Annotated in this window: 20 protein-coding genes and 1 riboswitch; of the genes, 12 read left to right on the plus strand and 8 right to left on the minus strand. The window is 69.0% G+C overall.

The genetic code is table 11. The annotated features are described in order from the left end of the window. The first annotated feature begins 193 nt into the window (after positions 1–193). Positions 194–577, plus strand: coding sequence for a DUF4115 domain-containing protein (locus AC0VYP_RS00775; RefSeq protein ID WP_285761423.1), 384 nt, complete (start codon positions 194–196; stop codon positions 575–577). A 70-nt stretch (positions 578–647) separates the two neighbouring features. On the opposite strand, the gene pyrE is transcribed toward AC0VYP_RS00775, so the two are convergent. Then, positions 648–1,181 carry an orotate phosphoribosyltransferase gene (gene pyrE, locus AC0VYP_RS00780; protein WP_475472072.1) on the minus strand — a complete coding sequence of 178 codons (534 nt, stop codon included), beginning with the start codon at positions 1,179–1,181 and terminating at the stop codon, positions 648–650. 52 nt (positions 1,182–1,233) lie between these two features. Here pyrE and cutA point away from each other — a divergent pair, with 52 nt between their 5' ends. Together cutA and AC0VYP_RS00790 are read left to right on the plus strand one after the other, a co-directional pair. Then, complete coding sequence (gene cutA / locus AC0VYP_RS00785) at positions 1,234–1,578, plus strand: divalent-cation tolerance protein CutA (RefSeq protein WP_285761300.1); 345 nt, start codon at positions 1,234–1,236, stop codon at positions 1,576–1,578. Continuing rightward, positions 1,575–2,165: a hypothetical protein gene (locus AC0VYP_RS00790; protein WP_475472073.1), complete on the plus strand. Its 591-nt coding sequence runs from the start codon at positions 1,575–1,577 to the stop codon at positions 2,163–2,165. The genes cutA and AC0VYP_RS00790 overlap by 4 nt, the downstream gene beginning before the upstream one ends. An 84-nt stretch (positions 2,166–2,249) precedes the next feature. Here the strand turns inward: AC0VYP_RS00790 and AC0VYP_RS00795 are convergent, their stop codons facing one another. The 3 genes from AC0VYP_RS00795 to AC0VYP_RS00805 all read right to left on the minus strand — a co-directional run bounded on the left by AC0VYP_RS00795 (position 2,250) and on the right by AC0VYP_RS00805 (position 5,244). Then, complete coding sequence (locus tag AC0VYP_RS00795; protein ID WP_475472074.1) at positions 2,250–3,437, minus strand: acyltransferase family protein; 1,188 nt, start codon at positions 3,435–3,437, stop codon at positions 2,250–2,252. A 33-nt stretch (positions 3,438–3,470) separates the two neighbouring features. After that, positions 3,471–4,115 (minus strand): TetR/AcrR family transcriptional regulator, encoded by a 645-nt coding sequence (locus tag AC0VYP_RS00800; protein ID WP_285761297.1) that lies wholly within the window; start codon positions 4,113–4,115, stop codon positions 3,471–3,473. 379 nt (positions 4,116–4,494) lie between these two features. Continuing rightward, positions 4,495–5,244, minus strand: coding sequence for a hypothetical protein (locus AC0VYP_RS00805; RefSeq protein WP_475472075.1), 750 nt, complete (start codon positions 5,242–5,244; stop codon positions 4,495–4,497). A gap of 309 nt (positions 5,245–5,553) precedes the next feature. On the opposite strand from AC0VYP_RS00805, the gene AC0VYP_RS00810 reads away from it, so the two are divergent. The 3 genes from AC0VYP_RS00810 (at position 5,554) to AC0VYP_RS00820 (ending at position 11,129) form a co-directional block, all read left to right on the plus strand. Continuing rightward, positions 5,554–8,364: a sigma-70 family RNA polymerase sigma factor gene (locus AC0VYP_RS00810; RefSeq protein WP_475472076.1), complete on the plus strand. Its 2,811-nt coding sequence runs from the start codon at positions 5,554–5,556 to the stop codon at positions 8,362–8,364. A 504-nt stretch (positions 8,365–8,868) separates the two neighbouring features. Further along, a complete protein-coding gene (locus AC0VYP_RS00815) occupies positions 8,869–10,530 on the plus strand; it encodes an NYN domain-containing protein (protein WP_475472077.1) in 1,662 nt (553 codons plus the stop codon). A gap of 44 nt (positions 10,531–10,574) precedes the next feature. Further along, positions 10,575–11,129 (plus strand): hypothetical protein, encoded by a 555-nt coding sequence (locus AC0VYP_RS00820; protein WP_285761293.1) that lies wholly within the window; start codon positions 10,575–10,577, stop codon positions 11,127–11,129. Positions 11,130–11,359: 230 nt separating this feature from the next. Here AC0VYP_RS00820 and AC0VYP_RS00825 read toward each other — a convergent pair whose 3' ends face one another. Further along, positions 11,360–11,953 carry an HAD family hydrolase gene (locus AC0VYP_RS00825; protein WP_475472078.1) on the minus strand — a complete coding sequence of 198 codons (594 nt, stop codon included), beginning with the start codon at positions 11,951–11,953 and terminating at the stop codon, positions 11,360–11,362. Positions 11,954–12,074: 121 nt separating this feature from the next. Continuing rightward, positions 12,075–12,297, plus strand: a riboswitch (cobalamin riboswitch). A 137-nt stretch (positions 12,298–12,434) separates the two neighbouring features. Between AC0VYP_RS00825 and AC0VYP_RS00830 the strand changes: the two genes are divergently transcribed. The 4 genes from AC0VYP_RS00830 (at position 12,435) to AC0VYP_RS00845 (ending at position 18,702) form a co-directional block, all read left to right on the plus strand. Next, positions 12,435–14,936 carry a ribonucleoside-diphosphate reductase subunit alpha gene (locus AC0VYP_RS00830; RefSeq protein ID WP_475472079.1) on the plus strand — a complete coding sequence of 834 codons (2,502 nt, stop codon included), beginning with the start codon at positions 12,435–12,437 and terminating at the stop codon, positions 14,934–14,936. Positions 14,937–15,042: 106 nt separating this feature from the next. After that, the gene (locus tag AC0VYP_RS00835) at positions 15,043–16,110 is read left to right on the plus strand and encodes a ribonucleotide-diphosphate reductase subunit beta (protein ID WP_475472080.1); all 1,068 of its coding nucleotides are present in this window, start codon (positions 15,043–15,045) and stop codon (positions 16,108–16,110) included. Positions 16,111–17,007: 897 nt separating this feature from the next. Beyond that, entirely contained in the window at positions 17,008–17,583 is a 576-nt protein-coding gene (locus AC0VYP_RS00840; protein ID WP_475472081.1) for a putative glycolipid-binding domain-containing protein, read from the plus strand. A gap of 261 nt (positions 17,584–17,844) precedes the next feature. Then, entirely contained in the window at positions 17,845–18,702 is an 858-nt protein-coding gene (locus AC0VYP_RS00845) for an alpha/beta fold hydrolase (protein WP_285761289.1), read from the plus strand. A gap of 92 nt (positions 18,703–18,794) precedes the next feature. Here the strand turns inward: AC0VYP_RS00845 and AC0VYP_RS00850 are convergent, their stop codons facing one another. The 3 genes from AC0VYP_RS00850 to AC0VYP_RS00860 form a co-directional block, all read right to left on the minus strand. Beyond that, a complete protein-coding gene (locus AC0VYP_RS00850; RefSeq protein ID WP_475474132.1) occupies positions 18,795–20,912 on the minus strand; it encodes an MMPL family transporter in 2,118 nt (705 codons plus the stop codon). A 299-nt stretch (positions 20,913–21,211) separates the two neighbouring features. After that, a complete protein-coding gene (locus tag AC0VYP_RS00855; protein ID WP_475472082.1) occupies positions 21,212–22,738 on the minus strand; it encodes an SDR family oxidoreductase in 1,527 nt (508 codons plus the stop codon). A gap of 3 nt (positions 22,739–22,741) precedes the next feature. Next, positions 22,742–23,308 (minus strand): DUF4383 domain-containing protein, encoded by a 567-nt coding sequence (locus AC0VYP_RS00860; RefSeq protein ID WP_285761287.1) that lies wholly within the window; start codon positions 23,306–23,308, stop codon positions 22,742–22,744. 227 nt (positions 23,309–23,535) lie between these two features. Here AC0VYP_RS00860 and AC0VYP_RS00865 point away from each other — a divergent pair, with 227 nt between their 5' ends. Both AC0VYP_RS00865 and AC0VYP_RS00870 read left to right on the plus strand, forming a co-directional pair. Next, positions 23,536–24,072: a MarR family winged helix-turn-helix transcriptional regulator gene (locus AC0VYP_RS00865; protein WP_285761286.1), complete on the plus strand. Its 537-nt coding sequence runs from the start codon at positions 23,536–23,538 to the stop codon at positions 24,070–24,072. Further along, complete coding sequence (locus AC0VYP_RS00870) at positions 24,044–25,042, plus strand: glutathione S-transferase family protein (protein ID WP_475472083.1); 999 nt, start codon at positions 24,044–24,046, stop codon at positions 25,040–25,042. The genes AC0VYP_RS00865 and AC0VYP_RS00870 overlap by 29 nt, the downstream gene beginning before the upstream one ends. Positions 25,043–25,085 lie beyond the last annotated feature (43 nt).

Consider the following 25,085-nt stretch of genomic DNA (forward strand, 5'->3'; position numbering starts at 1 on the left):
GATCGGTGCCGCTGCGCAATCCGGGCGGTCCAGTCGGGTTCGGTGCAGCCCGTAAGCGTATGTTTGCCCTGGGTAGTCATAAAGCTGCTCAAAGTGAAGTGAGTCAGCCCACCGTCGATTGTTATGGGTGATTCACGCTACATTCAGCACCGTGGGACGACATCGCAATGATCCGCGGGGCGTTGGCCAGGTATTGGCCATCGTCGGAGCGGTCGTGCTGTTGATCACCCTCGTCGCGCTCGGCGGCTACTTCTTCTATCGCTCGCTTCCGGGCAATGGAGACCGCGTAGTGCCCAACGAGTCGAGTGCCCTCGCCACCACCAAGACGGATATCGGCGACATGCAGGTGCTCTACATCCGGGTGGTCGGCGAGGCCAGCGAGGTACTCGTACGGGTACCGGGCGGCGAGGTGCTCACGGACACGACCATGACCAAGGGCCAGCACGTCACATACGCCCGACCGCGCCTGGACGTCACCATCGGTGACCCGGCCGCGGTGGAGGTCTATGTGAACGGCAGGCCCAAAGACGTGAGTGGGGAGGCCCCCGACTACACCTTCACCGCCGTGGAGGCGTGAGCCGCTCCGGCCGACCAGACCTTGACCGCCCCCGCGCGAAGAGCGGGGGCGGCTTCCTGCCCTGCCCCGACTAGATGTCCAGATCCTCGGCCGTGTAAGCGGTGCGGTACTCCAGACCCTCGGCGACAACCGCGTCCCGCGCGCCCCGGTTGACGATGACCGCCACGCCGACGACCTCGGCCCCGGCCTCGCGCAACGCCTCGACCGCGGCCAGCACCGATCCCCCGGTTGTCGAGGTGTCCTCCACCGCGAGGACTCGCCGCCCCCTGACGTCCGGGCCCTCCACGCGGCGCTGGAGACCGTGCGCCTTCCCGGCCTTGCGCACCACGAAGGCGTCGAGACGGCGTCCGCGCGCGGCAGAGGCGTGCAGCATGGCGGCTGCCACCGGGTCGGCACCCAGGGTCAGACCGCCCACGGCGTCGTAGTCCAGGTCCGCTGTGGCCTCCAGCAGTACCCGCCCCACCAGCGGCGCGCTTTCGCCGTCCAGCGTGATCCGACGCAGGTCCACGTAGTAGTCGGCCTCGCGGCCGGAGGAGAGGGTCACTTTGCCGTGCACCACGGCTTTATCGTTGATCTGTCGAAGGAGATCGTCGCGGTCGCTCATGGGACCGAGCCTAGGACGTGCCGGTCACCCCTGAGCAGCCGAGGAGGCACCAATGGCGTTTGGCGACGGTGGCGACGATTACCTGCGCGTGGAGGTCGCGGCGGGCAGCCGGGACGAGGCCCGCCGTCTGGCCGACGGTGTCGTCGCGGCGCGGCTGGCCGCCTGTGCCCAGATCAGCGGCCCCATCACCAGCGTCTACCGCTGGGCCGGTCAGATCCAGGCCGAAGAGGAGTGGCGCCTGGTCCTCAAGACCACGGGTGGCCGCTTCGCCGAGCTCACCGCGTACCTCGCCGACCACCACTCCTACGATGTGCCGGAGATCATCGCCGTGCCCATCGAAGGCGGTCACCCCGAGTACCTGGACTGGGTAGCCGAGAGCACCCGGGGCGAGGAGTGAGCGGCTACGAGGCACCCGGACTCCTGGTATTGCTCCACAGCCCCCTGGGTGATGCGGCGGACTGGGCGGAACTGCCGCGCGACCTCGCCGACCTCGGAGCCCAGACCCTGATCGCGGAGATCACCGACGACGACCGTCCCCCGTTCGCGGCCCGCTACGTGGCCCGTGCCGCTCTGGAGATCGCGGCTGCCGAGCCGGTCGGACCGGTCCTGCTGGTCGCCGCAGGCGCCGCAGGGCCACTGCTGCCCCTGGTCGCGGCCGCACAGCGGGCAGCGCACCGCCAGATCGCGGGTTATGTGCTGGTCAACGCCCTGCTCCCGCAGCCGGGAGCGGCGACCAGGGCCGAGTTGGCCACCGCCCAACTCCACGTCGAGACGGCCTCTCCGGAACGTCCTCGTCCTCCGGAGTTCTTCACCGAGCCACTGCCGTCCGCGCACGACTGGCCCGACGCCCCCTGTGGCTACCTGCGTACCGCCGAGCGCTATGCGCACTCGGCCCATCTGGCCGCCTTGCGCGGTTGGCCGGTTCGGGAGGCCGCCGGCCGACCTCTTGCCGGCGAACTGCTCGCCCTGGTCGCCGAGCTCTGAGCCCCCGTCCGCGCCGGTCCGGCCTTTTGTGCCCCGAACACGCGGGTCCGGGGCACAAAAGGCCATGACCAGCGGGGTCCGGAGTCAGAACACCCGTTTGGCGTAGGGCAGCGACCGAACGAGGGCGCCCAGCGACCAGCACAACGGAAGAGCCAGCAGGCCGACCACGGCGAACTTCGCGACGGCGATCGCCTGCCATCCGCCGAACGCGTAACCGAGTCCGACCAACACCAGCGGGTGGAAGACGAACACGGCGAAGGCGTTCTCGGTGAGGAAGCGGGCCAACCGTCCCTGGCGGTTGAAGTACTCGCGGAACAGCACGACCAACCCCAGGATCACCCCCGTGGTGAAGGCGCCCTCGACGGTGATGCGGACGAGCGTCTGCCAGCTCGCGGGCTGGGTCGCCGCGTCGCCCAGGAGCGAGAGCAGGCCGAGGTACCCGGCAAGCGCGACGGCGGCCACGGCGAAACCGGCCCATCCCGCTGAGCGGGGGACCCGTCGGAACCAGTCCTGGCGGAAGGCGATCAGGCCGACCACGAACAGCGTGACGTACTGCGGCAGGTACTGCGCGCTGGGCAGGCCGACCACCGGCCAGTACTGCGCAGGTGCCACGATGCGCCACACGTAGGTGAACAGCGCGAGTCCGGCGACGAAACCGACCACCGACCACGGGCCGGGCAGTCTTTCGGGCCGGGGGGAGGGGGCAGCGGTCGCCGGGGTGGTGGACCGGTTTCTCCTGAAGCGCCGCACGAGCACATAGCCGAAGGAGAACACCAGGAGCACCTCCACGAACCACAGCGGCCCCGGGTTCCAGGTGACGATGTAGAACAGCCAGAAGGGCATCTCCGCGCCTTCCGCCGCCGCCATCTCCTGGACCATCGGGTAGACCCCCATCATGAGGAGGGGACGCAGCAGCAGGAGGAAGAGCAAAAGCGGGATGCCCAGCCGGATCAGCCGCTCGCGCACGAAGGCCCTGGTCCCCCTCCGGTCGTGCGAACCGGGGACGAAGTAGGCCGAGATCATGAAGAAGAACCCCATGAAGAATGCCTGGTTCACTATCACCAGTACGTCCAGCGCCGTACCGGAGGGGTCCTGTGCGGGCTCGGCGTAGAACCAGAATCCGATGTTTCCGTAGGTGACGGCGACGTGGTGCAGGACCACCAGCACCGTCAGCAGGATGCGCAGGTTGTCGACGAAGAACAGTCGTTCGGGTGGAGCAGGGGCGGCGTCCGCGCGAGCGGCGTCCTTTGTCGGCTCGATCTGTTCGGTCATGGGGGAGGACCTTTCCGTTCTGCTGGGGACCGGTCAGGGGCCGGGCGACTGCGGGCGGACCGCGTACTCGAACAGGTCGGCCAGTTCGCGGGCGTGTATGTCCAGGTCGTGGTCGGGGTGTGTGGCCCAGTAGTCGAACATGCTGTCGATGCCGGCCTGCTGGCTGACCGCCATCACCCTGGTGTCGAACGGGCGGAACTCGCCGCTGTCCTGGCCCGCGCGGTAAAGACCTTCCAGGGCCTCGTAGATCCCTTCATTGGCCGTGATCCCGTAATGGGGGCGACCCTCGGGGGTGCGGAATTTGGTGAAGATCTCCCGCAGGGCCATCAACTGCTCGCGATGGTCGCGCATGTACGCGGCGATGGTCAGGATGTGCGTGCGCAGCATCGCGATTGCGCTTTCCTGTTCCAGGACCCGCGGCAGCGTGGACTCGGTGACGGAGGTGTAGACCTGGGTCACTACCTGCTCCATCAGTTCGTCCTTTCCGGCGAAATGGTAGGAGATGACGCCTTTGCTGATCCCCGCCCGCGCGGCGATCTGCGCCAGCGATGCCGCGTCGAACCCCGTCTCGGCGATGGTGGTGATGGCGGCTCCGATGATCTGCGCCCTCCGGGCCTCTTCGATGAATGAACGCCGAGGAGGAGTTTCCTGACCGTCTGAATTATTTTCTGGCCACATGGCCAGAATTTAACACGCCGGGTCGAAAGGCAATCAGGGTTTACCTGTATGCGTCCCTGAACCACCCCCGGCCGGAGTGGGGGCTGTGAGCGTGGTGGTTGTCGGAGCGCGCCCGCACTCCCCTTCGCGGGCGCACTCCGACACGGGCACCGGGCGGTGTCCCCACACCGCCCGGTGCCATGGGAAACGCCGATCGGGCGAGCGGCCGCCCTGATGAGCCGGGCCAGAAGACCGCTGCTACCGCCTCGGCGGCGTTTCCATCGGGACCGGTCCAGGCCCCCGTCCCCTCTGCGGGGTACGCCTGGACCGGCCGGGCCGCCGACGCCGGGTCCCGCCCCCTCTGCGGGACCGCACGACATCGACGGCGTAGGGGGGTCGGTTATCTGAGCATGGGGGGTTTCCCCACGTCATCGAGGAAAGACAGTGCCTCCGAGTGGGTCGGGGGCATTGGGACGCTCCAGAGCTCCGCCCCGTGCGCACGCGACAGCTCGACGCGCAGGACGCGGACATGCGCGTCGAGATCGGGGCCGGTGGGGGCGAGCACTCCGATCCGGGTACGGCTCAGCAGCGACAACGTTTCCCCCCGCGGAAAACGGCGCCGCATCTCGTGCCCCAGCATGATCAGCCGCGCGGTCCGCCGCCACGGATCGATCCCCGCCTCCAGTCCGATGATCAGCAGGCGGTGGGTCAGCTCCGGGGCGGTGCTCCGATACAACTCGCCCAACCTGGTCCGCAGGTAGGCCATGGTGGTCAGCCCGGTCAGCGGGTCCAGGCAGTCGTCGCTGGACCGGCCCCCGTTGACCCATCCCTCCACCAGGGCCTTCACCAAGGAAGCCGGAGGTCTGGGCCAGCGCAGCACGTCGCCGAGGGCGAGGAAGTCGTCCAGTGCCGCGCCGACGCCCACTCCGGAGCGGGCGCGTGCCCGGCCGAAGCGCGTGCACGCTTCCACCAGACCGTTTCCGGTCTCCGCCGCCCGGCACACGGAGTCCACCGCGGGCGTCCACCAGTCGTCGGGCGGCTCCCAACCGGTTTGGCGACTGCGACGGCACCAGAGCGCGCGCAGTCTCCCGGTGGTGCCCGCGTCCGCGTGGCCCACCAGGTTCGGGCCCTCCGTGCCGGAACCCTCCATGCCTGCCTCCTGATCCTGACGGTCCGATGAGGGGTTCGGACGGGCCCTGCCCCCGACGCATACGGGCCCGTCCGAACGCCTTCACCCCTAAACACGGAGATCGGTGGCGGCTATGACGCGAGATACGGGATATTTTCTTTCGGACGCACTTTTCGAACCACCTGGCCCGCGCGGTTACCGGGAGCAGCCGACCCACGGCGGTTCCGGGCACGCCGCCGCGGCCCGGCGCCGCGCCCCTCCCGAGGGGGCGTGCGCCCGCAATCCACGATGTGACCGGCAGCGGACGTTGCCGCCGAAGGGGTACGGGGCATGACTGACGCGTTGAACGATCACGTTGAGTCGGCCATTGGTGACAGTCAGCTCATAGCTGCTGTTCGAGGCGGTGACACGGAGGCTTACGCCGCGCTCTACGAGCGTCACGCCGGTTCCGCGCGGGGCCTGGCACGCCAACTGGTGCGCGGCGAATCCGAGGTGGACGACACCGTCTCGGAGGCGTTCGCCCGCGTGCTCAGCGTCGTCCAGCGAGGCGGGGGCCCCGAGGACGGGTTCCGCCCCTATCTGCTCACCGCCGTGCGCAACGCCGCCTACGACCGGTTCCGCGGTGAGAAGCGCCAGTTCGTCACCGACGACATGGAGGCGTTCGACCGCGGCGAGCCCTTCGTCAACCCGGCGCTCGACGGTCTGGAGCGCTCGTTGATCGCGCGGGCCTTCTCGTCCCTGCCGGAGCGGTGGCAGGCGGTCCTGTGGCACACCGAGATCGAAGGGGAAAAGCCCGCCGAGGTCGCCGCGGTCCTGGGAATGAGCGCCAACAGTGTGGCCGCGCTGGCTTACCGGGCACGCGAAGGGCTGCGCCAGGCGTACTTGCAGATGCACCTGGCGGGCGGGGCTCCCGCCGAGTCCTGCCGTTCTGCTCTGGACCATCTCGGCGCCTACGTGCGCGGCGGCCTGGCCAAGCGCGACACCGCCACAGTGGACCGCCACCTGGACGGGTGCGCCGACTGCCGTGCCGTCTATGCCGAACTGATGGATGTCAACGTCGCACTGCGCGGAGTCATGGCACCGCTCGTCCTGGGGCCGGCCGCGGCGGCCTACCTCGCCGCACTGCCCGGCGGGGTGCTGGCGGGAGGGTGGTGGGGACGGTTGCCCAAACGTCAGCAGCAGGCCGTGGCAGCGGGCACCGCCGTGGCCGTGGTCGCCGCGTCCGCCGCTCTGGCCGTGGTCAGCAACGAAGAGCAGGTGCGGCCGAGTCCCGCGCAGCCTCCGGTCGCCGCGCCGCCCGCCCAGCCCCGCTCCGACCAGGAGCCCGCCGACCCACCGGTACCCGATGTCCCGGCCCCGCCCCCGCCAGGCGATCCCGCCCCGGCGGCCCCGGCTCCACCGTCACCTGCTGGGGCACCGCCGCCGGCACCCGAGGAATCCGTGGTGCTCCAGCCGCCGCTGCCGTCCCCGGACCCCGTCGAGGAACCGGACCGACCCCGACCTCCGGTGGGCCCCTCGGCCCCGTCCGAACCGAGCCCTCCGCGCTTCGTCGCCGACATCGACCCGGTTGGTGCGCTGGTCCCCGGTCGGCCCGGGATCGTCGTGCTCGGAGTGCTCAACGAGGGCGGGACCACCGTCGACGACGTCGTCGCCGACGTCACCCTTCCCGGGGGCGTGACCCTGGTCTCCTCGGGGCGGGCGGGCAATGCCTTCCCCGTCAACCCCGCCGATCCGACCGTCCTGGACGGATGGAGCTGTACCGCCACGGTGACCGGAGCCGAGTGCGTGCGTTCGGCTCTGGACGCGGGGGCGGACAGCAGCGCCTATCTCGACGTCAACGTGGCCAACAGCGCTGTCGAGGGCGGTCGCCCCGGAGTCTCGGTGCGCTCGGGACGAGTGACCGCGACCGCGGAGGCAGCCAACGGGGTCGATCCCTCGGGGAGCGCCGCCCGGTACGCCGCGGCCGGCAGAGTGCGCGGCCTCGCCGTTGGCAACTCCCTGATGACCTGTGTCGATCAGGACGACGAGGCCGCGTCGGCCGATTGGCCGTGGGGCGTCTTCCCGCGCACTGCGCCCGCACCCGCCGACGAACGTCCTGCACCGGTTCGGGGCCTCGTCGAGGACGCCGCCCCGTCCCCGTCCACCGGCCCCGAGGGCGGTGGTGAGGACGAGGGCGAACCCGGGAAGGCCGACCCGGGCCACGGCGCGGACCCCGCGCCCGGAGCGCTCCCCGCCCCCCAGCAGGTGGAGCCCACACCCGACCCCACCACCGCACCCGGCCCCGCGCCGACGCCCGAACCCGGGCCCACGCCGAGTGCCCGGCCCCTGCCGGAACCGGAGGGCCCGTGCGCACGGGCCCTCCAGCGGGAGGGCGACCGGCGCAACAACGACCACTGGGACATGCAGCACCTCGACCTGGACGACGACCGTGCGACCGCCTCCTCCAGTTCGGCGGTCTGGGATCTGCCGGCCGGTGGTTCCGTCCGCTGGGCGGGGCTGTACTTCTCCGGGGTCGGTACGCCGCACAGTCCCAGCGCGAAGGTCCGTGGTCCCGGGGCGGACTCCTTCACCACCGTGCGGGCCGAGGAGGTCGGCACGGTCCGTTTCCCGGGCTTTGCGGCCTACCAGGCGTTCGCCGACGTCACCGAGCTGGTGCGCGGTCACGGTGGCGGTGAGTGGTGGGTCGGCGACGTTCCCACCCGAACCGGCTATGCCGCCTACGCGGGATGGAGTCTCGTAGTGGTCGTGGAGGACCCGTCGGCCACCGTCAATCAGGCGATGGTGCTGGACGGCACGTCACTGGTGTTCCAGGGAGAGACGATGGAGTTCCCGCTCAGCGGCCTCCTGCCGGCCGGTGCGCAGGCCGACATCGACGTGGTGGCCTTCGAAGGGGACGCGGGCATCGCCGGTGACCAGGTTCTGCTCAACGGTGCAGCGCTGACACCGCAGGGCGGAGACCGCGATCCGGCGAACGCTTTCGCGAGTTCCTCGACCGGTGCGGTCGGGCCACCGCTGACCTTCGGCACCGACGTCGTCAGATTCTCGGCGCCGTTGCCGCGGTCACCGGTCCTGCGCCTGGTCTCCCGGGGCGACGCCTACCTGGCTGGCGCCGTGGCGGTGACCGCGGCCATCCGGCCCTAGACCCCGTGCGTCCGACTGCCGAGCGCTCCGCAGCCGTTATGGGGGAGGTCGCCTTCGGCTGTCTTGTCCGTGGCCCCAGGGCGTGTCGGTCCGATCCGGAGAAGTCGTCGTGTCGGAGGCGAAATACCGTTGGTGCATCAGATCCGCGTCCACGGATAATCGTCAGGTTCCGGACCGCTTGTACGCGACCCGCCTCCGACCAGGGAAAGACGTTCCTCGGTCCCGAAGGGACGTGTGCGTTCGGACACCGCCCGTAGCCGCACCTCGGGAGAAGGCGAGGAAGAATTTCTTACAATCCCGCACCACTAGGGTATTTCGGCTCTGGTTCGTTCCTCTTTCTTTACCTAGCTCACAGGAGCTAAGTGTGCTGGGTCGCACACAAAACGGCACAGACTTGGCTAGGCTGTGGCCCGGCCTGACTTTGGCCGAATGCCGACTGACAGGACGAACCCCGGGCACGGGCCCAAGCCCCCGGGGACCAGACCGAGGAAGGGGCGGTGTCGCGTGGATCGCTGCGCTCTGTTCGTTGACGCCGGCTACCTCCTGGCCGACGGTGCGATGGCTGTACATGGGACGCGCAACCGCGATTCCGTGTCATGGGACTACGCGGGACTCGTCCAATTGCTCGACGAGGTCGCCCGCGACCGCACGGGACTGCCGCTGCTGCGTTGCTACTGGTATGAGGCGGCCGCCGACGGCCGCCGCTCCCAGGAGCAGGACGGCATCGCTGACATCCCCGGCGTGAAGTTCCGCGCAGCCCGTATCCGCCCCGGTCGCAGGGAGGGTGTCGAGACCTACGTCCAGCGCGACATGCTCGCGCTGGCACGCAGCGGAAACCTGTGCGATGCCGTGCTCATCAGCGGCGACGAGGACATGGCCCCCATCGTGGCCGAGATCCAGGAGTTGGGCGTGCGGGTCACCGTCGTCAACATCTCGGTCGAGGGCAACTGGACCATCTCCCGTGCGTTGCGCCGCGAGTGCGACGACCTCATCGAGATCGGTGCGGGGCACCTGCGTCCGCACGTCAACCTGGTTGCCGGCGCCGGAGGCCCCGCCGACGACACCGTGCCGGCCGCGCACACCGGACCGCTGGCCAACGGGAGATCGCGCCCCAGTGTGGGGCAGGTCACCCGGCAGCCGGTCACCGCGCACGCGGGCGCCTCCCGGGTCGAGCCGGCCGCAAACGCCCAGCTCGATGTCATGTTCGCCCAGACCGGTGCGCAGCAGGCTGCCACCGGGGGCACCGCCATGGATCAGTTGCGCGCCATGCGCCAGACCATCGCCCAGCAGCGCGCCACCGGTGACCACCTCGCCCCTCAGGGCACCTCCGGCATCGAGCCGCGCACCGGCCCGGTGGACGTGTCCGGCTATCAGACCGGCGGCGTTCCGCCCCAGTCGCAGACCGGCGGGCACCCCAGCCTCGCGGCACGCCCGCCGACCGGGGAGCACCCCGGACTCGCTGCGCGCTCCGGCACGGGGCCGCAGCCCAGCATGTCCCCCAGGCAGTCCACCGGCCCGCAGCAGGGCATGCGCGGCGGCCAGCCGGGTGGCTACCAGCCCTCGCAGGGGGGCTATCCCGTGCCTGGGCAGGCCGGTCAGCACCAGTCCAGCGGGCACCGCGAACCCATGATGGGCGGCGGATACGACCGCGAGGCCCCACCGCCTACGCGGGGTGGGCCACCGGACCCCCGGTTCGGTTCCGGAAACGGTGAGAATCCCGGTTACGGGGGTAACACCGGACCAAACCCTACTTTTGGGGCCAGTACGGGAACTGATCCCGGATACCGGAATACGCACGGAGCCTCCGGAGGCTTCGAGCCGGTTACTGGCCCCCGCCGCCGAGCCGAGCGGATCCAGCACGGGCCCTACACCAACCCCACGCCCAGGGTCGGCTACACCCCGCAAGACCCCTCGGCCACCCGGACCGTCAACGAGGCCGTGGCCCTGGCGGCAAAAGAGGGCAGCGACTTCGCCGAGTCCATCGCGCGTGACGCCCCCATCCTCTGGTTGGAGGCGGTCCTGGCGCGCAAACCACGGATGCCCTCCGACCTGGAGGCACGACTGCTCCAGGGGTCTGCGCTCCCCATCGACTTCCTGTTGCGCGACGAGGTTCGACACGCCCTGCGCCAGGGCTTCTGGGATGCTTTGGAGCGTTCCCGCGCGTGAGTGACTGGGGCCTGGGCGCCGGCAAGGATCGAGGGAGGACCGCGATGACCCGCGTGACGACTGCCGACCTCGATCGGCTGGAGTTCCGCGCCGTGCAGTCCGGCGACCACATAGCGGTGGCCAGAGAACTGCTCGACCTCGCCAACCAGGTCGAGGCCGACAGCGAAATCTGCCGTGCCGAGTTATTCGTGCGCGCCGGAGAGCAGTGGGAGATGGCACAGGAGCCCGAACGCGCGGCTGCTGCCTACCAGCGCGCCATCGACGACGGCGGGCCCACCATCATCGGCGCCAGGGCGCTGCTGTGCGGGGCACTGTTGGAGCTCGACCTGATCGATGACGCCTACGCCCAACTGGAGCGCCTCAGCGCCTCGGGCGCGCGCAACCTGCCCACCTACATCCACATCGCCGAGACCCTGCTCGCCCACGACGACCTCGAGGGCGCGCACGAGTGGGCGACCCTGGGGGTGCGGCGGTTCCGCCACCAGGACGTCTCGCCCTACGTCCACGACCTGCTCATGGAACTGCTGCGCATCAGGTTTCGCATCCGCATGGATCTGGGGCTGCGCGAGGACGAGTTCGACCGGATGCTCGACGAGTAATCCCCGACGGCCGACCCCGTGCCGCCGGAGGCCCCGCCCGTCGAGGGAGGCGGCCGTGCAGGCGTCCGTCCATGCTCAGCCGGCCGGCACCGGCTTCGAGAGCTTCGTCCACCGACGCCTTGGTCGGCGCGGTCCGGACGAGACCCTGCTGAGTCGTCTCGCCTCCGGGTCGCGGCGTTGCGCAGGACACGCCAGGCGAGAAAGTTCGGAATTTTCGGCATCGGTGCTGCTCAGCGTGCATCGAGCAGCATCCTGCCCAGTGCGCAGGCTCCCGGGAGGCTGGTGCCCCGATAGTCTGCATCGGCCTGCTCGGTGAGGTGCCGGTCGCTGTTGACGGCCACCGTGGTGCCGAAATGCCGAAACAGCGGGACGTCGCTCATCGAGTCGCCGTGGGCCACGCATCGCTCAAGGGCGATCCCCTCGCGCAACCGGACCTCCTCGGCGAGCCGGACCTTGTCAGCGGGTGTGAGGATGCTCTCCGCGACCACCGGGGCGGTGAACGGCGGTGCGGGGAAAGCGGAGGCCCTGACCGCGTCGAAGCCGTGGCCGAGAAGAAGCGTGGCGGAGAAGTCGGGGGACACCTCGGCGATCCCCGTCAGGAAGGGGCTCCGGGCGTATGCCTGTCGCACCTGCGCCATGGTCAGCCCTCGCCACAAGGCGGGCGGCCGGGTGGCGAATCCGGGCGGACCGAGGGCTCCCGAAACGAACAGGCGTTCCAACTCGGTAAGCTCCGCTACGGTCCGGTTCACCCGGGAGGTCTCCAGGCTCGCCGTGGATCCGCGCAGCAGAGTGCCGTCCATGTCGAAGATGTGCGGGCAGGTCACCGGACCCAATTCGGCACTGCAACGCGACACGCCGTGCGACATACAGCCGAAACACACTATGTGGTGCTGACTTGGTGAAGAGCCCACTAGATGTTGAGGGAAATGGGGTCCCGGTTGTTGTAGGGTTTCCCTCGTTGGTGGTTCACCAGGAGGAGTGAGTTCCTGGTGGGGCAAGAGGGAACTCGGTGTGATTCCGGGACTGTCCCACAACGGTGAGTGGGAACCAGGGCCGTCATCGGAGCTCCGGGTTCGGGGAGAACCCCGGAAGCGGCGGCCGACAGGCCGGAGTGCTTGCGCGCTCGGTGCCCGCGAGTCCGAATACCTGCCACCAGTGCGCCTAAACCAACGCACAGAACGGGGCTCCGAGGGAAAGCCGCCGCGCATCAGGGGAGAGGTCCGTGGCCGAGGTCGCGCCCCCTGGTCGTACGCGCCCCGACTCTCGAAACCCCAACCGGTTGTCGTCTACCTGGTTGGAGCCACCATGACCCTCGACACGGACATCGCGCCCGCATCGCACTCGCCCGCCACCGACCCCATGGAGCGGATCCGGGTCGTCGTCGGAGAGGCGTGTGCCGGTCTGCGCGGTGTCACCGCCGAGACGGTCATCAACGAGACGCGACGCAACCTCTATCCGGGAATCAGCGCGGCCGAGACCGAGCTCGCCCTGGTCATGGCGGCCCGCACCTACGTGGAGACCGACCCCGACTACTCCTACGTGAGTTCGCGCCTGCTGCTGGACAAGCTGCGCCGCGAGGCCCTGACCTTCCTCGACGGCGAGTTCGCCGAGGCCACCCAGGCCGGGATGGCCGAACGCTACGCCGACTACCTCAAGGCGTACGTGCGCCGTGGCATCGAGCTGGAGCAGCTCACTCCTGAGCTCGCCTCGTTCGACCTGGACCGACTCGGCGCGGCCCTGCACCCCGAGCGTGACCTCGACTTCACGTTCCTGGGTATGCAGACGCTCTACGACCGGTACTTCCTGCACAACGACGGCACCCGCTACGAGCTCCCGCAGGCGTTCTTCATGCGCGTGGCCATGGGCCTGTCGCTCAAGGAGGACGACCGCGAGGCCCGTGCCATCGAGTTCTACGAGCTGCTGTCCTCGTTCGACTTCATGTGCTCCACGCCGACCCTGTTCAACTCCGGGACCACGCGCGCCCAGCTGTCGTCCTGCTTCCTCACCACGGTGGGCGACGACCTCCAGCAGATCTTCCACGGCATCAGCAACAACGCCCTGCTGTCCAAGTACTCCGGCGGCCTGGGCAACGACTGGACGCCCGTGCGCGGTATGGGCGCCCACATCAAGGGCACCAACGGCCAGAGCCAGGGCGTCGTGCCGTTCCTCAAGATCGCCAACGACACCGCCGTCGCGGTCAACCAGGGCGGAAAGCGCAAGGGCGCGGTCTGCGCCTACCTGGAGACCTGGCACATCGACGTCGAAGAGTTCCTCGACCTGCGCAAGAACACCGGTGACGAGCGGCGCCGTACGCACGACATGAACACCGCCAACTGGGTGCCCGACCTGTTCATGCAGCGGGTCGAGATGGACGCCCAGTGGACGCTGTTCTCCCCCAACGAGGTCCCCGACCTGCACGACCTCTACGGCGAGGAGTTCGCGCGCCGTTACGCCGCCTACGAGCGCGCCGCCGACCGCGGCGAGATCAAGGTGTTTCGCCGGGTGCGTGCGGTCAACCTGTGGCGCCGCATGCTGACCATGGTGTTCGAGACCGGCCACCCGTGGATCACCTTCAAGGACCCGTGCAACCTGCGCTCCCCGCAGCAGCACACCGGTGTGGTGCACTCCTCCAACCTGTGCACCGAGATCACCCTGAACACCAGCGCCGACGAGGTCGCGGTGTGCAACCTGGGCTCGGTGAACCTGGCCAACCACGTCGGCCCCAACGGGCTGGACGCCGAGCGGCTGCGCCGGACCGTGCACACCGCGGTGCGCATGCTCGACAACGTGATCGACGTGAACTTCTACACGATCCCCGAGGCCGAGCGCGCCAACATGCGTCACCGCCCGGTCGGCCTGGGCCTGATGGGTTTCCAGGACGCGCTCTTCGAGCTGCGGCTGCCGATGTCCTCCGACGCGGCCGTGGAGTTCGCCGACGAGAGCATGGAGCTCATCAGCTACCACGCCATCTCGGCCTCCGTGGAGCTCGCGGCGGAGCGCGGCTCCTACGCTTCCTTCGACGGATCGCTGTGGAGCAAGGGCGTCCTGCCCATCGACTCGCTCCGTCTGCTCGACGACGCGCGCCGCGGCGACCTTGAGGTGGACACCACCCAGCGCCTCGACTGGGACGCCCTGCGCGAGCGGGTGCGCACCGTCGGGATGCGCAACTCCAACGTGATGGCCATCGCGCCGACCGCGACCATCGCCAACATCACCGGCGTCGGCCAGTCGATCGAGCCGATCTACCGCAACCTCTACGTGAAGTCGAACATGTCTGGCGACTTCACCGTGGTCAACCCCTACCTGATCCGCGACCTCAAGGACCGTGGACTGTGGGACGACGACATGGTCTCGGCGCTGAAGCTCTACGACGGCAGCCTCGGTGCGATCGACCGTGTCCCGGCCGACCTCAAGGAGCTCTACGCCACGGCTTTCGAGATCGACCCGTCCTGGCTGGTGGACGCCGGCTCGCGGCGGCAGAAGTGGATCGACCAGGCCCAGTCGTTGAACCTTTACATGGCTGCTCCGAGCGGTCGCAAGCTCGACGAGCTGTACCGTCGTGCCTGGCGCAAGGGCCTCAAGACCACGTACTACCTCCGTTCGCAGAGCGCCACGCACGTGGAGAAGAGCACGCTGAAGGGGACCGACGGCAAGCTCAACGCCGTCTCCGCCTCCTCGGCCCCGGCCGCCCCGGCGCCCGCCCCGGTTCCGGCTCCCGCGGCGGGAACCGCCTCGGTGCCCGACATCGACCCCGACGCCGGTTCGTTCTGCTCCATCGACGACCCCGAGTGCGAAGCCTGCCAGTAGTACCGGCCCCCGGTGCCGGGGCCTCGACGACCGATCGCCGGGGGCGGTGCGCGCGTACGGTGCGCACCGCCCCCCGGCTTTGAACAGACGCGGAAGAGAGCCGATTATGACCACCACCTCAGACGCCACCGGGCTCGGGGAGATCCAGTCCGGCGCGGGCCGGGTCAACGTCGCCGACAAGGCGATGATCAACTCGCGCGCCGACGTCAACCAGCTGCTGCCGCTGAAGTACCGCTGGGCCTGGGAGAAGTACCTTTCCGGGTGCAACAACCACTGGATGCCCACCGAGGTGGCCATGCAGGCCGACATCGCGCTGTGGAAGTCCGCCGACGGCCTCACCGCCGACGAGCGGCTGATGCTCAAGCGCAATCTCGGTTTCTTCGCCACGGCCGAGTCGCTGGTCGCCAACAACATCGTGCTCGCGGTGTACCGCCACCTCACGAACCCCGAGTGCCGCCAGTACCTGCTGCGTCAGGCGTTCGAGGAGGCCGTGCACACGCACACCTTCCAGTACATCTGCGAGAGCCTCGGCCTGGACGAGGGCGAGCTGTTCAACATGTACCGCGAGGTCCCTTCGATCACCGAGAAGGACGCGTGGGCGCTCAAGTACACCCAGAACCTGGAGAACCCCGACTTCACGACCGGGACGACCGAGGCCGACCAGGCGTTCCTGCGTGACCTCGTCGCCTTCTACGTGGTGTTCGAGGGCATGTGGTTCTACACCGGCTTCGCGCAGATCCTCTCGTTGGGCCGCCGCAACAAGATGGTCGGCATCGCCGAGCAGTACCAGTACATCCTGCGCGACGAGTCGATCCACCTGAACTTCGGTATCGACGTGATCAACCAGATCAAGATCGAGAACCCGCACCTGTGGAACGAGGAGTTCCAGGCCGAGGTGCGCGCCATGCTCACCGAGGCGTGCGCTCTTGAGGTCGCCTACGGCAAGCAGACCATGCCGCGCGGGATTCTCGGTCTCAACGCCGAGTCCTGCGAGCAGTACATGCACTTCATCACCGACCGTCGCGCTGAGCAGATCGGCCTGGCCCCGATCTTCGGGCAGGCCGAGAACCCGTTCCCGTGGATGTCGGAGATGATGGACCTGAAGAAGGAGAAGAACTTCTTCGAGACTCGCGTGATCGAGTACCAGACGGGTGGCGGTCTGGACTGGGACTGATGTGCGCCCGGCTGCGGCCCGTCCCTCTTCACGAGGTGGCGGGCCGCAGCCGTTTACGCGATGCCGGGCCCGTGCGCTCTTATTCGCAGCCGGCCCCGTCACCGTCCGGGCGACGGTCTCCGTAGCGGTGACCGTTGCGCCCGTCCCCAGCGTCAACGTTGCCGTGACGGTCGCACTCGGTGCGGGGGAGGTCATGTCGAGACCGGCCCCGCAGCCGACCATGAGCACAAAGCAGCGGCGACTCCACCGCAGCCGATTCCGACTTTCGCACCGGCCGACATCGGTGCCTTGTGCGACGGAGGAGGTGGGAATGGCGGGTAGGCCATGGGGGACTCCACGAGACCGGGAAACTCCAAGAGCTACCAAATACCGTGAAAAATAATGACTTCTTGGCTTTTTCATTAGAAATAGGGAAGGCCGCGTTCGTCGGTGTGAGACCGTCTTTCACGGGGCGGTCGCACGGTCGGTGTGCGCCAGGCGCTTCCAGGCGCTGTCCGTCCCCTCCGGCGCGGGAACGCGCGGGAATATGGTGTCGCGGCCAGCGGGGCGTGCACGGCGGCTTCGCCTTATGGGGAACAATCACCAGCAGGGAGAGGCTGCCGGACGCGCCGGGACATCACGCGGCGGTCCGCTCGCGCCCAGGCCCCGAGGCGGGCGGGATCGGCAGGCTTCTTCGAGTCCCGTGCGATCGGAATCCGGACGGGTGGCGGCCCGGACGGGGACGGTCCCGCCGGATCATGGAAAAAGGCGGTCCGGAACGACTGGTGCGCGTTCCGGGCCGCTATCGCGTCCATGTCCAGGTCGTGAGGCTTTCGTCGCTTTGGGACTTCTGTCGCCGTGTCACGAAGCGGACACTTGGTGTGGCATCAACGGGGCGGTACCGATAGAACGGTCGCTATGGCCTCCACCAATGAGCTGCCCGCCGCCTGGTCCCGGCTCGACGTGTCCGCCGGACTGTGCGTGGGAACGCTCATCACCGAGCCGCACGGGTTCCGCCTGGAGGCCAGTGAGGTGGTCGTAGTGGACGCCCACGAGCGTTTCTCCTGCCGCTATACCGTGTGCACGGATCTGGCCTGGGTAACCCGTGAACTCCGGGTGGACGCGATCAGCGACGACGGGGTGCGCACCCTGGAACTCGTCCGCACCGCCGGCCAGTGGTGGGCGGACGGTGCACGGGTCCTCGAACTGGAGGGATGCGTGGACGTCAACGTGGCGGCCGCCCCGCTCACCAACACCCTCCCCATCCGCCGGTTGGGGCTGGTCCCGGGTCAGTACCGTGACATCAACGTCGCCTGGGTTGACGTGCCGACCCTTCGGGTCCAGCGCATGCGCCAGCGCTACACCCGGCTCGCCCCTTCGGGAGGGCTGGACCGTTACGAGTACAGCGACACCGACTTCGGATCGTACGAGTTCACGGTGGACCACCACGGACTCGTCATCGACTACGAGCGCCTGGCACGTCGGATCCGCTGACCGTGTGCCGGCAACCGGGCCGTTTCGCGCAACCCGGTGGAGTGCCCTCCCCGCGCGGCACGTCCCGAACGAAGCGAGCGGCGTGACCGTCGTGCGACGGGTAATTTTTCGGCGGGCCGAAGACCCCGACGGTCGGGCGTTGACGGCCCACCATGACGCGCCTGTGCCCCGAATTCCCTCGCGACGGTCATCTGCGGTGCAAGAAGATTCATAGTCGTGCAGGTCAGCGGCGATCCTTCTGATCGGGTACACCTTGATTTCATGAAGATGTCTCACATCGTCTACGACCGTATGGGACGGGGCAGGCCCCTGGTCCTCCTGCACGGGCTCGGCCATCGCAAGGAGGCGTGGCACCCGGTGCTGCGCACTCTGGCTGCCGAACACGATGTCATCGCCCCCGACCTCCCGGGCTTCGGGAAGTCCTCGGCACCCGGTCGGGCGGAGCCCTACGACATCCGGTGGTTGGTGGACTCCGTCGCCCAGTTCTGCGAGCGTGCAGGAGTGGAGCGCCCCCACCTGGTCGGAAACTCGCTCGGCGGGGCGATCGCGCTTGAACTGGGGGCCCGCGGATTCGCCGCGTCCGTCACCGCGTTCTCCCCCATCGGGTTCACCACGGTGCGCGAAGGGCTGTTCAACCGGATCCTCACCCTGGGGATGTGGGGAGCCGCCCGCCTCCCCGGGCAGTTGCTGGCCGCCGCTGCCGGTACTCCGCCCGCGCTCGCCATTGCCCGGCGGGTGCTGCGCGGTGAGGAGGCGGAGCCGTCCGGCCCCGGACCGCGCTTCGACACCACGGCCATCGCGGTCGGTTCCCCGTTCACCCGGCTCGCACCCGAAGTCGCCACCTACTCCTTCGGTCCGAAGGAGCTCTCCTGCCCGGTCACCATTGCGTGGGGCCGCCAGGACCGCGTGCTGGCGCCGCGAGCGGCCCGCAGAGCCGTGGAGCGCATCCGCTACGCACGGCTGGTGACCCTTCTGGGATGCGGTCACGTGCCGATGCTGGATCGGCCCGACCTTGTGGCCGGGGTCATTCTGGAGACCACGCGCGCAGCGGTCCGGGAACGGCGCCATCCCCTTCCGCCGATGGCCCCCTTGGCCGTTCCGGCGACTGTCGGCGCCTGAGCCCGCACGGCGGCCACCCGGCCCGCCCTCGGGTGCGGATGATGACGCGTCCCGGCGGGGCCGAAACCCCCGCCGGGACGCGTGCACCGTGGTCAGGACTTCGTCGGCGACCGCCCCAGCTTGCTGGGCCACCACATGGCACGTCCCACGTCCAGACTCAGGGCCGGGACGAGCAGGGAACGCACGATCAATGCGTCCAACAGCACCCCGAACGCCACCAGGAACGCCAACTGGAGCAGGAACAGAACGGGGATCACCGCCAGTGCGGCGAAGGTCGCGGCCAGCACCACGCCCGCTGAGGTGATCACCCCACCGGTCACGGTCAGCCCCCGCAGCACGCCCTCCCGGTGGCCGAAACGGATCGACTCCTCGCGGACCCGGGTCATCAAGAAGATGTTGTAGTCGATCCCCAGTGCCACAAGGAAGACGAACGCGAACAGCGGTACCACCGGGTCGGCGCCGGGCAGCCCCAGCACGTGGTTGAAGACGAGCGCGCCCACCCCCAGCGCCGATCCGAAGGACACCACCGTGGTGAGGGTCAGCAGTACCGGTGCCACGATCGAGCGGAGCAACAGGCACAGCACCAGAAGCACGACCACCAGTACCAGGGGGACCACCACACGCAGGTCGCGCGAGGAAGTGTCCAGGGTGTCGAGGTTCACTGCGGTCGGGCCGCCCACCATGGCGTCGGCGCCGTTGACGCCGCCCACAGCAGTGCGCAGGTCGCGCACGATCTCGATCGCCGCAGTGGATTCGGCGGACTCGCCCAGTGTCGCCTGGAGCAGCACCCGATCGTCCACGACCATCGGCTCGACCGGAGCTCCGACAGGCGGGCCTTGAGGGCCTTCTCCCCCGGACACGCCCGGGGGCGGGCCCTCGCCTTCGACCACGCCCGGGGGCGGGCCCTCGCCACCCCCGTCGGTCACCGGTGTGACGCGGACGATGCCGGGCACCTCTTCGGCGGCCGACACCACGTCGTTGACCCGGTCAGCGGCGGCCACGATGACCGCCGGTTGGGCGGTCGCCTCGTTGCCGAAACCGCGCTCCAGCACCTCCTGGCCCAGCACCGAGTCCACCTCGGTGCGGAAGATGTCGGTCTCGGAGGTTCCCGATGCGCGGAACTGCGGGACGAACGCCGCGGCGATCACCAGAACGGCCATTGTCGCCAGCCAGTAGGAGCGGGGGCGACGTCCGACGGCCGAGGCGACGGATCCCCACAGCCGGTGCCGGCGCAGCATCGTCTCGGTGCTTTCCGGTTCGTCGGTGCCCTCCACCCCCTCGAATTTGGGGCGGGACGGCCAGAATGCGGCCCGCCCCAGCAGCAGGAGGACCGCGGGCAGGAATGTCAGCGCCGAGATGAGCGCCGCGCCGATGCCCAGGGCCGCTACGGGGCCCAGGCTGCGGTTGGAGGCGAGGTCGCTGGCGAGCAGGCAGAGCACACCCAGGATGACGGTTCCGCCGGAGGCCAGGATGGGTTCCACGGTGCCGCGCAGCGCCGTGCGGATCGCGTCCACCGGCGAGGAGTGCTCGTAGAGGGCCTCGCGGTAGCGCGCCACCAGCAGCAGCGCGTAGTCGGTGCAGGCGCCCACCACGAGGATGAACAGGATTCCCTGGCTCTGGCCGTTGAGCTGGAGCAGGTCGGCCGAGGCCGCCGCGTACACGACGGCCGCCGCGAGCACCAGGGCCAGCAACGACGCCATGATCACGACGATCGGTAGCAGCGGTGACCGGTAGACCACGAACAGGATGACCAGGACCGCGCCGAGTGCCACGGCGAGCAGCGTGCCGTCGATTCCGGCGAACGCCGCCGTCAGGTCGGCCACGAAACCGGCGGGCCCGGTGACGTAGACGTCCACTCCGTCGATCGTCCGGTCGGCCAGCAGCTCGCGCAGGGCCTCCGTGGACTCCTTGACGTCGCTTCCTGCGGCGAGGGGAACGATCACCTGGGCGATCGAGTCGTTCTCGGTGCCGGGCAGAGGGCCGATCGCCTCCCCACCGGAGTAGGGCGCGTCCTTGATGGCCGAGACGTCATCGGAGATCTCCGCCAGTTGCCCGGGGGACAGGGCGGAGTCGGCCGAGTAGACGATGATCGCGGGGATGCGCTCGCTCTGCGCGAAGTCCTCTTCGATCTTCTGGACCTCGGTGGACTCGGCTCCGATGGGCAGGAACGTCGCGTTGTCGTTGCTCTGGACCTCCGACAACTTGCCCATGAACGCGCCCAGCGGGCCTGCGCCGAAGATCCAGACGAGGGCCAGCACAATCGCGATCCCGTACCAGGTGCGTCGGCGACCCGTGCGGGGGCGCTGCCCGGGCACGGGGGTGTCGGCGGGCTGACGCGTCGATGTTTCGCTCACCGGGTCTCTCCGGAGTGCGGGTGCGGCACGGGGATGGAGGGGAGGGACATCATGACCGTGGGGCTCCTGATCGAAGGAGGGATAAACCGAACGTAGTTCGGAGCCGCACTTCACCGCGGATTGCCAGAAAACGGATATTCATCGAGTGATGCCGGTCACTTTTGGATGGCGGGCGTCCCTCGCTGCTGTCCGGGCTTCCCGTCCCCTGTCCGCGCGGACTCCTTTCGGACGTTCTCCTCGTGCTCGGCCTTGGCGGCGATGTTGCGTGCCATCGATCCGAAGATGATCCCGTGGAACGGTGTCACGCCCCACCAGTAGAGGTGCCCGCCCAGCCCGCGCGGGTGGAACAGCGCTCGCTGCGAGTACACGGTGGCACCGTCCCGCTCGGCCGCGCGCAGTTCGAACCACGCGAGGCCGGGTAGCCGCATCTCCGCGCGCAGCCGAAGCAGTGAGCCCCGTTCGATCGCCTCGACCCGCCAGAAGTCCAAGGATTCCCCGTTGCGCAGCCGGGTGGGGTCGCGGCGGCCCCTGCGCAGACCCACTCCGCCGCTGAGCCGGTCCAGCCACCCGCGTGCCGCCCAGGCCAGCGGCCACGAGTACCAGCCGTTGTCACCGCCGATCCCTTCGATCACCCGCCACAGCGTGTCGCGTGAAGCGGCCACGACGCGTTCCCGTTTGTCCTCGTACAGTGATCCGCCGGCCCAGTCGGGGTCGGTGGGAAGCGGATCCGACGGTGCGGTGGGCCAGGCTGCCGACGACCACCGGGTCGCCACCCGGGCCTCGCGGATCCGGGCCAGCGCCAGCCGTACCGCCTCGTCGAAGCTCAGCCGCTCGTGGTCGTCGAGCAGGTCCGCGAGGTCGTCCTCGCGGCACACGACCTCGTGGCGCAGCGATTCCACCAATGGTCGCGCGATTGAACTGGGGACCGGGGTGATGGTGCCCACCCACAGACTGGACAGTCCCGGAGACAGCACGGGGAGCGGGATGATCATTCGCTTGGGGATCGATGCCACCCGAGCGAACCGCTGAATCATCTCCGTGTAGGTGAAGACGTCGTGGCCACCGATGTCGAAGGCGCGGTTCACGTCCTCGGGCAGGCTCGCGGACTTCACCAGCAGCCGCAGCACGTCGCGCACCGCGATCGGCTGGATCCGGTTGGACACCCAGCGCGGTGTGGTCATCACCGGTAGCCGCTCGGTCAGGTAGCGCAGCATCTCGAACGACGCCGACCCCGAGCCCAGGATGATCGCCGCCTGGAGGACCACTGCGGGCACGGAGGCGGCCAGGAAGATCTCTCCCACCTGGGCGCGTGAGCGCAGGTGCGGCGAGAGCCGCTCGCCCTGTGGGGTCAGGCCCCCCAGGTACACGATGCGTTCGACCCCCGCGGAGCAAGCGGCGTCGGCGAAGGTCTGGGCGCTCTCCCGGTCCAGTTGGGCGAAGCTCGGGCCGCCGCCCATCGCGTGCACCAGGTAGTAGGCGACGTCTACGCCGTCGAGAGCGGCGTCCAGGCTCGTGCGTTCCAGCACGTCGCCCTGGACGACCTCGACGTCCGCACGCCAGGGGTGGTCCCGCAGCCGCTCCGGTGAGCGTGCCAGGCAGCGGACCTCGTGGCCGGCCTCCAACAGTTCCGGGACCAGGCGTCCACCGATGTAGCCGGTCGCCCCGGTCACCAGCACTCGCACGGGTTATCGCCTCGTCCGGCTCTGGGGGGCGGGGCGCGGTGGGACCACGCGCGGAGACGTTCCCGGTCCGCGCTTCTCCTCGGGTCCCTTCTCCTTCTCGGCCTTCTCCTTTTGCGCATGACGGGCACGCCAGAACGGATTGTCGTCGGGGAGGCCGCCGGTGAAGCGGCCGTACATCCCGAACGTCATCACCATCAGCCCGACCACGAAGCTGAAGATGACGTTCGGGATCCGGAAGGCCAGCAGGTTGAACGAGGTGTCCATGACCGCCAGGTTGACCATCCCGCTGATGATGAAGCCGATTCCGATGACGGTGTTGAGCGTGGAGGCGAACGTTCCCCCGATGGCCGCGCCACCCACCAGCAGCGATCCGATGGACACCGAGATGACGCTGAGCGCACCGTTGGTTGACAGGCCGGCGATGACCTGTCCCGTGGTGTCGAAGAAGGCCAGTTGGTTGAACAGCCCCAGGATTCCGAAGATGATCAGCACCGCTCCGGTCAGTCCCGAGCCGAACCGGTAGACGTTGCTGAGCCGGTGGTCCACCGGCCGGTTCTCGTTCAGTTTCATGGCGCTCCTCCGGGCCGCGGTTTTTTGGCCTGCCCCCTCCTATTACCCCTGGTCAGAACTCTCAAAGATCGACTGTCCAGTGCTGTTGCCCGGTGGATTCCACGGTGATGCCTCCCCGGTCCCGCCTGCCTTTTCTGCGATCGGTGCAGCCGGCGCGGCCCCGGCGCGACCCTCCTATTGGTTGACAAGGAAGATACTGTAGGTGCAGACATTGGAGGGGGGAAACGGTGCGCGAGCGTCCCGACACCGAACGGCTGCGCGTATGGCGGCACTTCCTGTCCGCGCACAGCCGGGTGATGGCCGAACTGGAGCGCGAACTCAAAGAGACCGTCGGGATCTCGTTGGCCCAGTACGACGTCCTGCTCAAGCTCGGCGAGGCCCCTGACCGCGAACTCCGGATGAGTGCCCTTTCCGCGGCTGTCCTCTACACCACGGGCGGGGTCACCCGACTGGTGGACCGGATGGAGGCGGCCGGCCTCGTGGTCCGCGAGCCCTCGCCCAGCGACCGGCGTTCGGTGCTGGCGCGGCTCACCCCGGAGGGCAAGGCCCTGCTGACGCGCGCGGCACCTATCCATCTGGCCGGTGTGCGGCGCCACTTCACCGACTTCCTTCCCGACGAGGAACTCGCGGTCGTGGACCGGTTCACGACCCGCATCGCCCTTCCCGACGCCCGCCCGGCATCGGGACGCTGCGCACCCACTCGCCCCGGAGCCCTCGACGACGAAAGGCAACCCGATGAGCGCGAACGATCAGTTGACGCCTGAGTTCAAGCGATCCCCCAACCACTTCACCGACCGCATCACCGCCGACGGTGGCGAAGGATGGCCGGTAGAGTCGGGACGGTACCGCCTCGTCGCGAGTCGCGCGTGCCCCTGGGCCAACCGGGCGCTCATCGCCCGCCGCCTCCTCGGTCTGGAAGACGCGATCTCCCTCGCGGTCGTTGACCCGATTCAGGACGACAAGGGCTGGCGCTTCACCCTCGACCCGGACGGGCGCGATCCCGTGCTCGGCATCCGCTACCTCTCCGAGGCCTACCTCGCCCGGGAGCCCGGGTACACCGGCGGGGTGAGCGTCCCGGCCGTCGTCAACGTCCCCAGCGGCGAGCTCGTCACCAACGACTACCCCCGTATCCCCGTGGACCTCGCCACCGAATGGACGTCCCTGCACCGCGACGGCGCCCCCGACCTCTACCCGAGCGAGTCGCGCACCGAGATCGACGCCCTCGCCGACGACATCTTCCGCGACGTCAACAACGGCGTCTACGTTTGCGGTTTCACCCGTAAACAGGACACCTACGAGCGTGCCCACGCCGCGCTCTTCGACCGCCTCGACGCACTGTCGGAACGCCTGGAGAACCGGCGCTACCTCGTCGGCGACAGCATCACCGTCGCCGACATCAGCCTGTTCGTCACGCTGGTCCGCTTCGACGCGGTCTACCACGGGCACTTCAAGTGCAACCGCAACAAGCTCACCGAGATGCCGGTCCTGTGGGCCTACGCCCGTGACCTCTTCCAGACGCCCGGGATCGGCGACACGATCGATTTCGACCACATCAAACGGCATTACTACGTGGTCCACGAGCAGATCAACCCCTCGCGCATCGTCCCGGCCGGCCCCGACCTCTCGGGGTGGGCCGCTCCCCACGGCCGTGAGGCCCTGAAAGGGACGCCCTTCGGACACGGAACCCCGCCCGGCCCGCCGCCGGAGTCCGAAACCGCCCCGGCCCAGTTCTGAACCGGGAGTCGTTCCCCCATCCGACCAGCGGTTCACGTAGGAG

This window comes from Nocardiopsis sp. iso_186 (assembly GCF_056173365.1).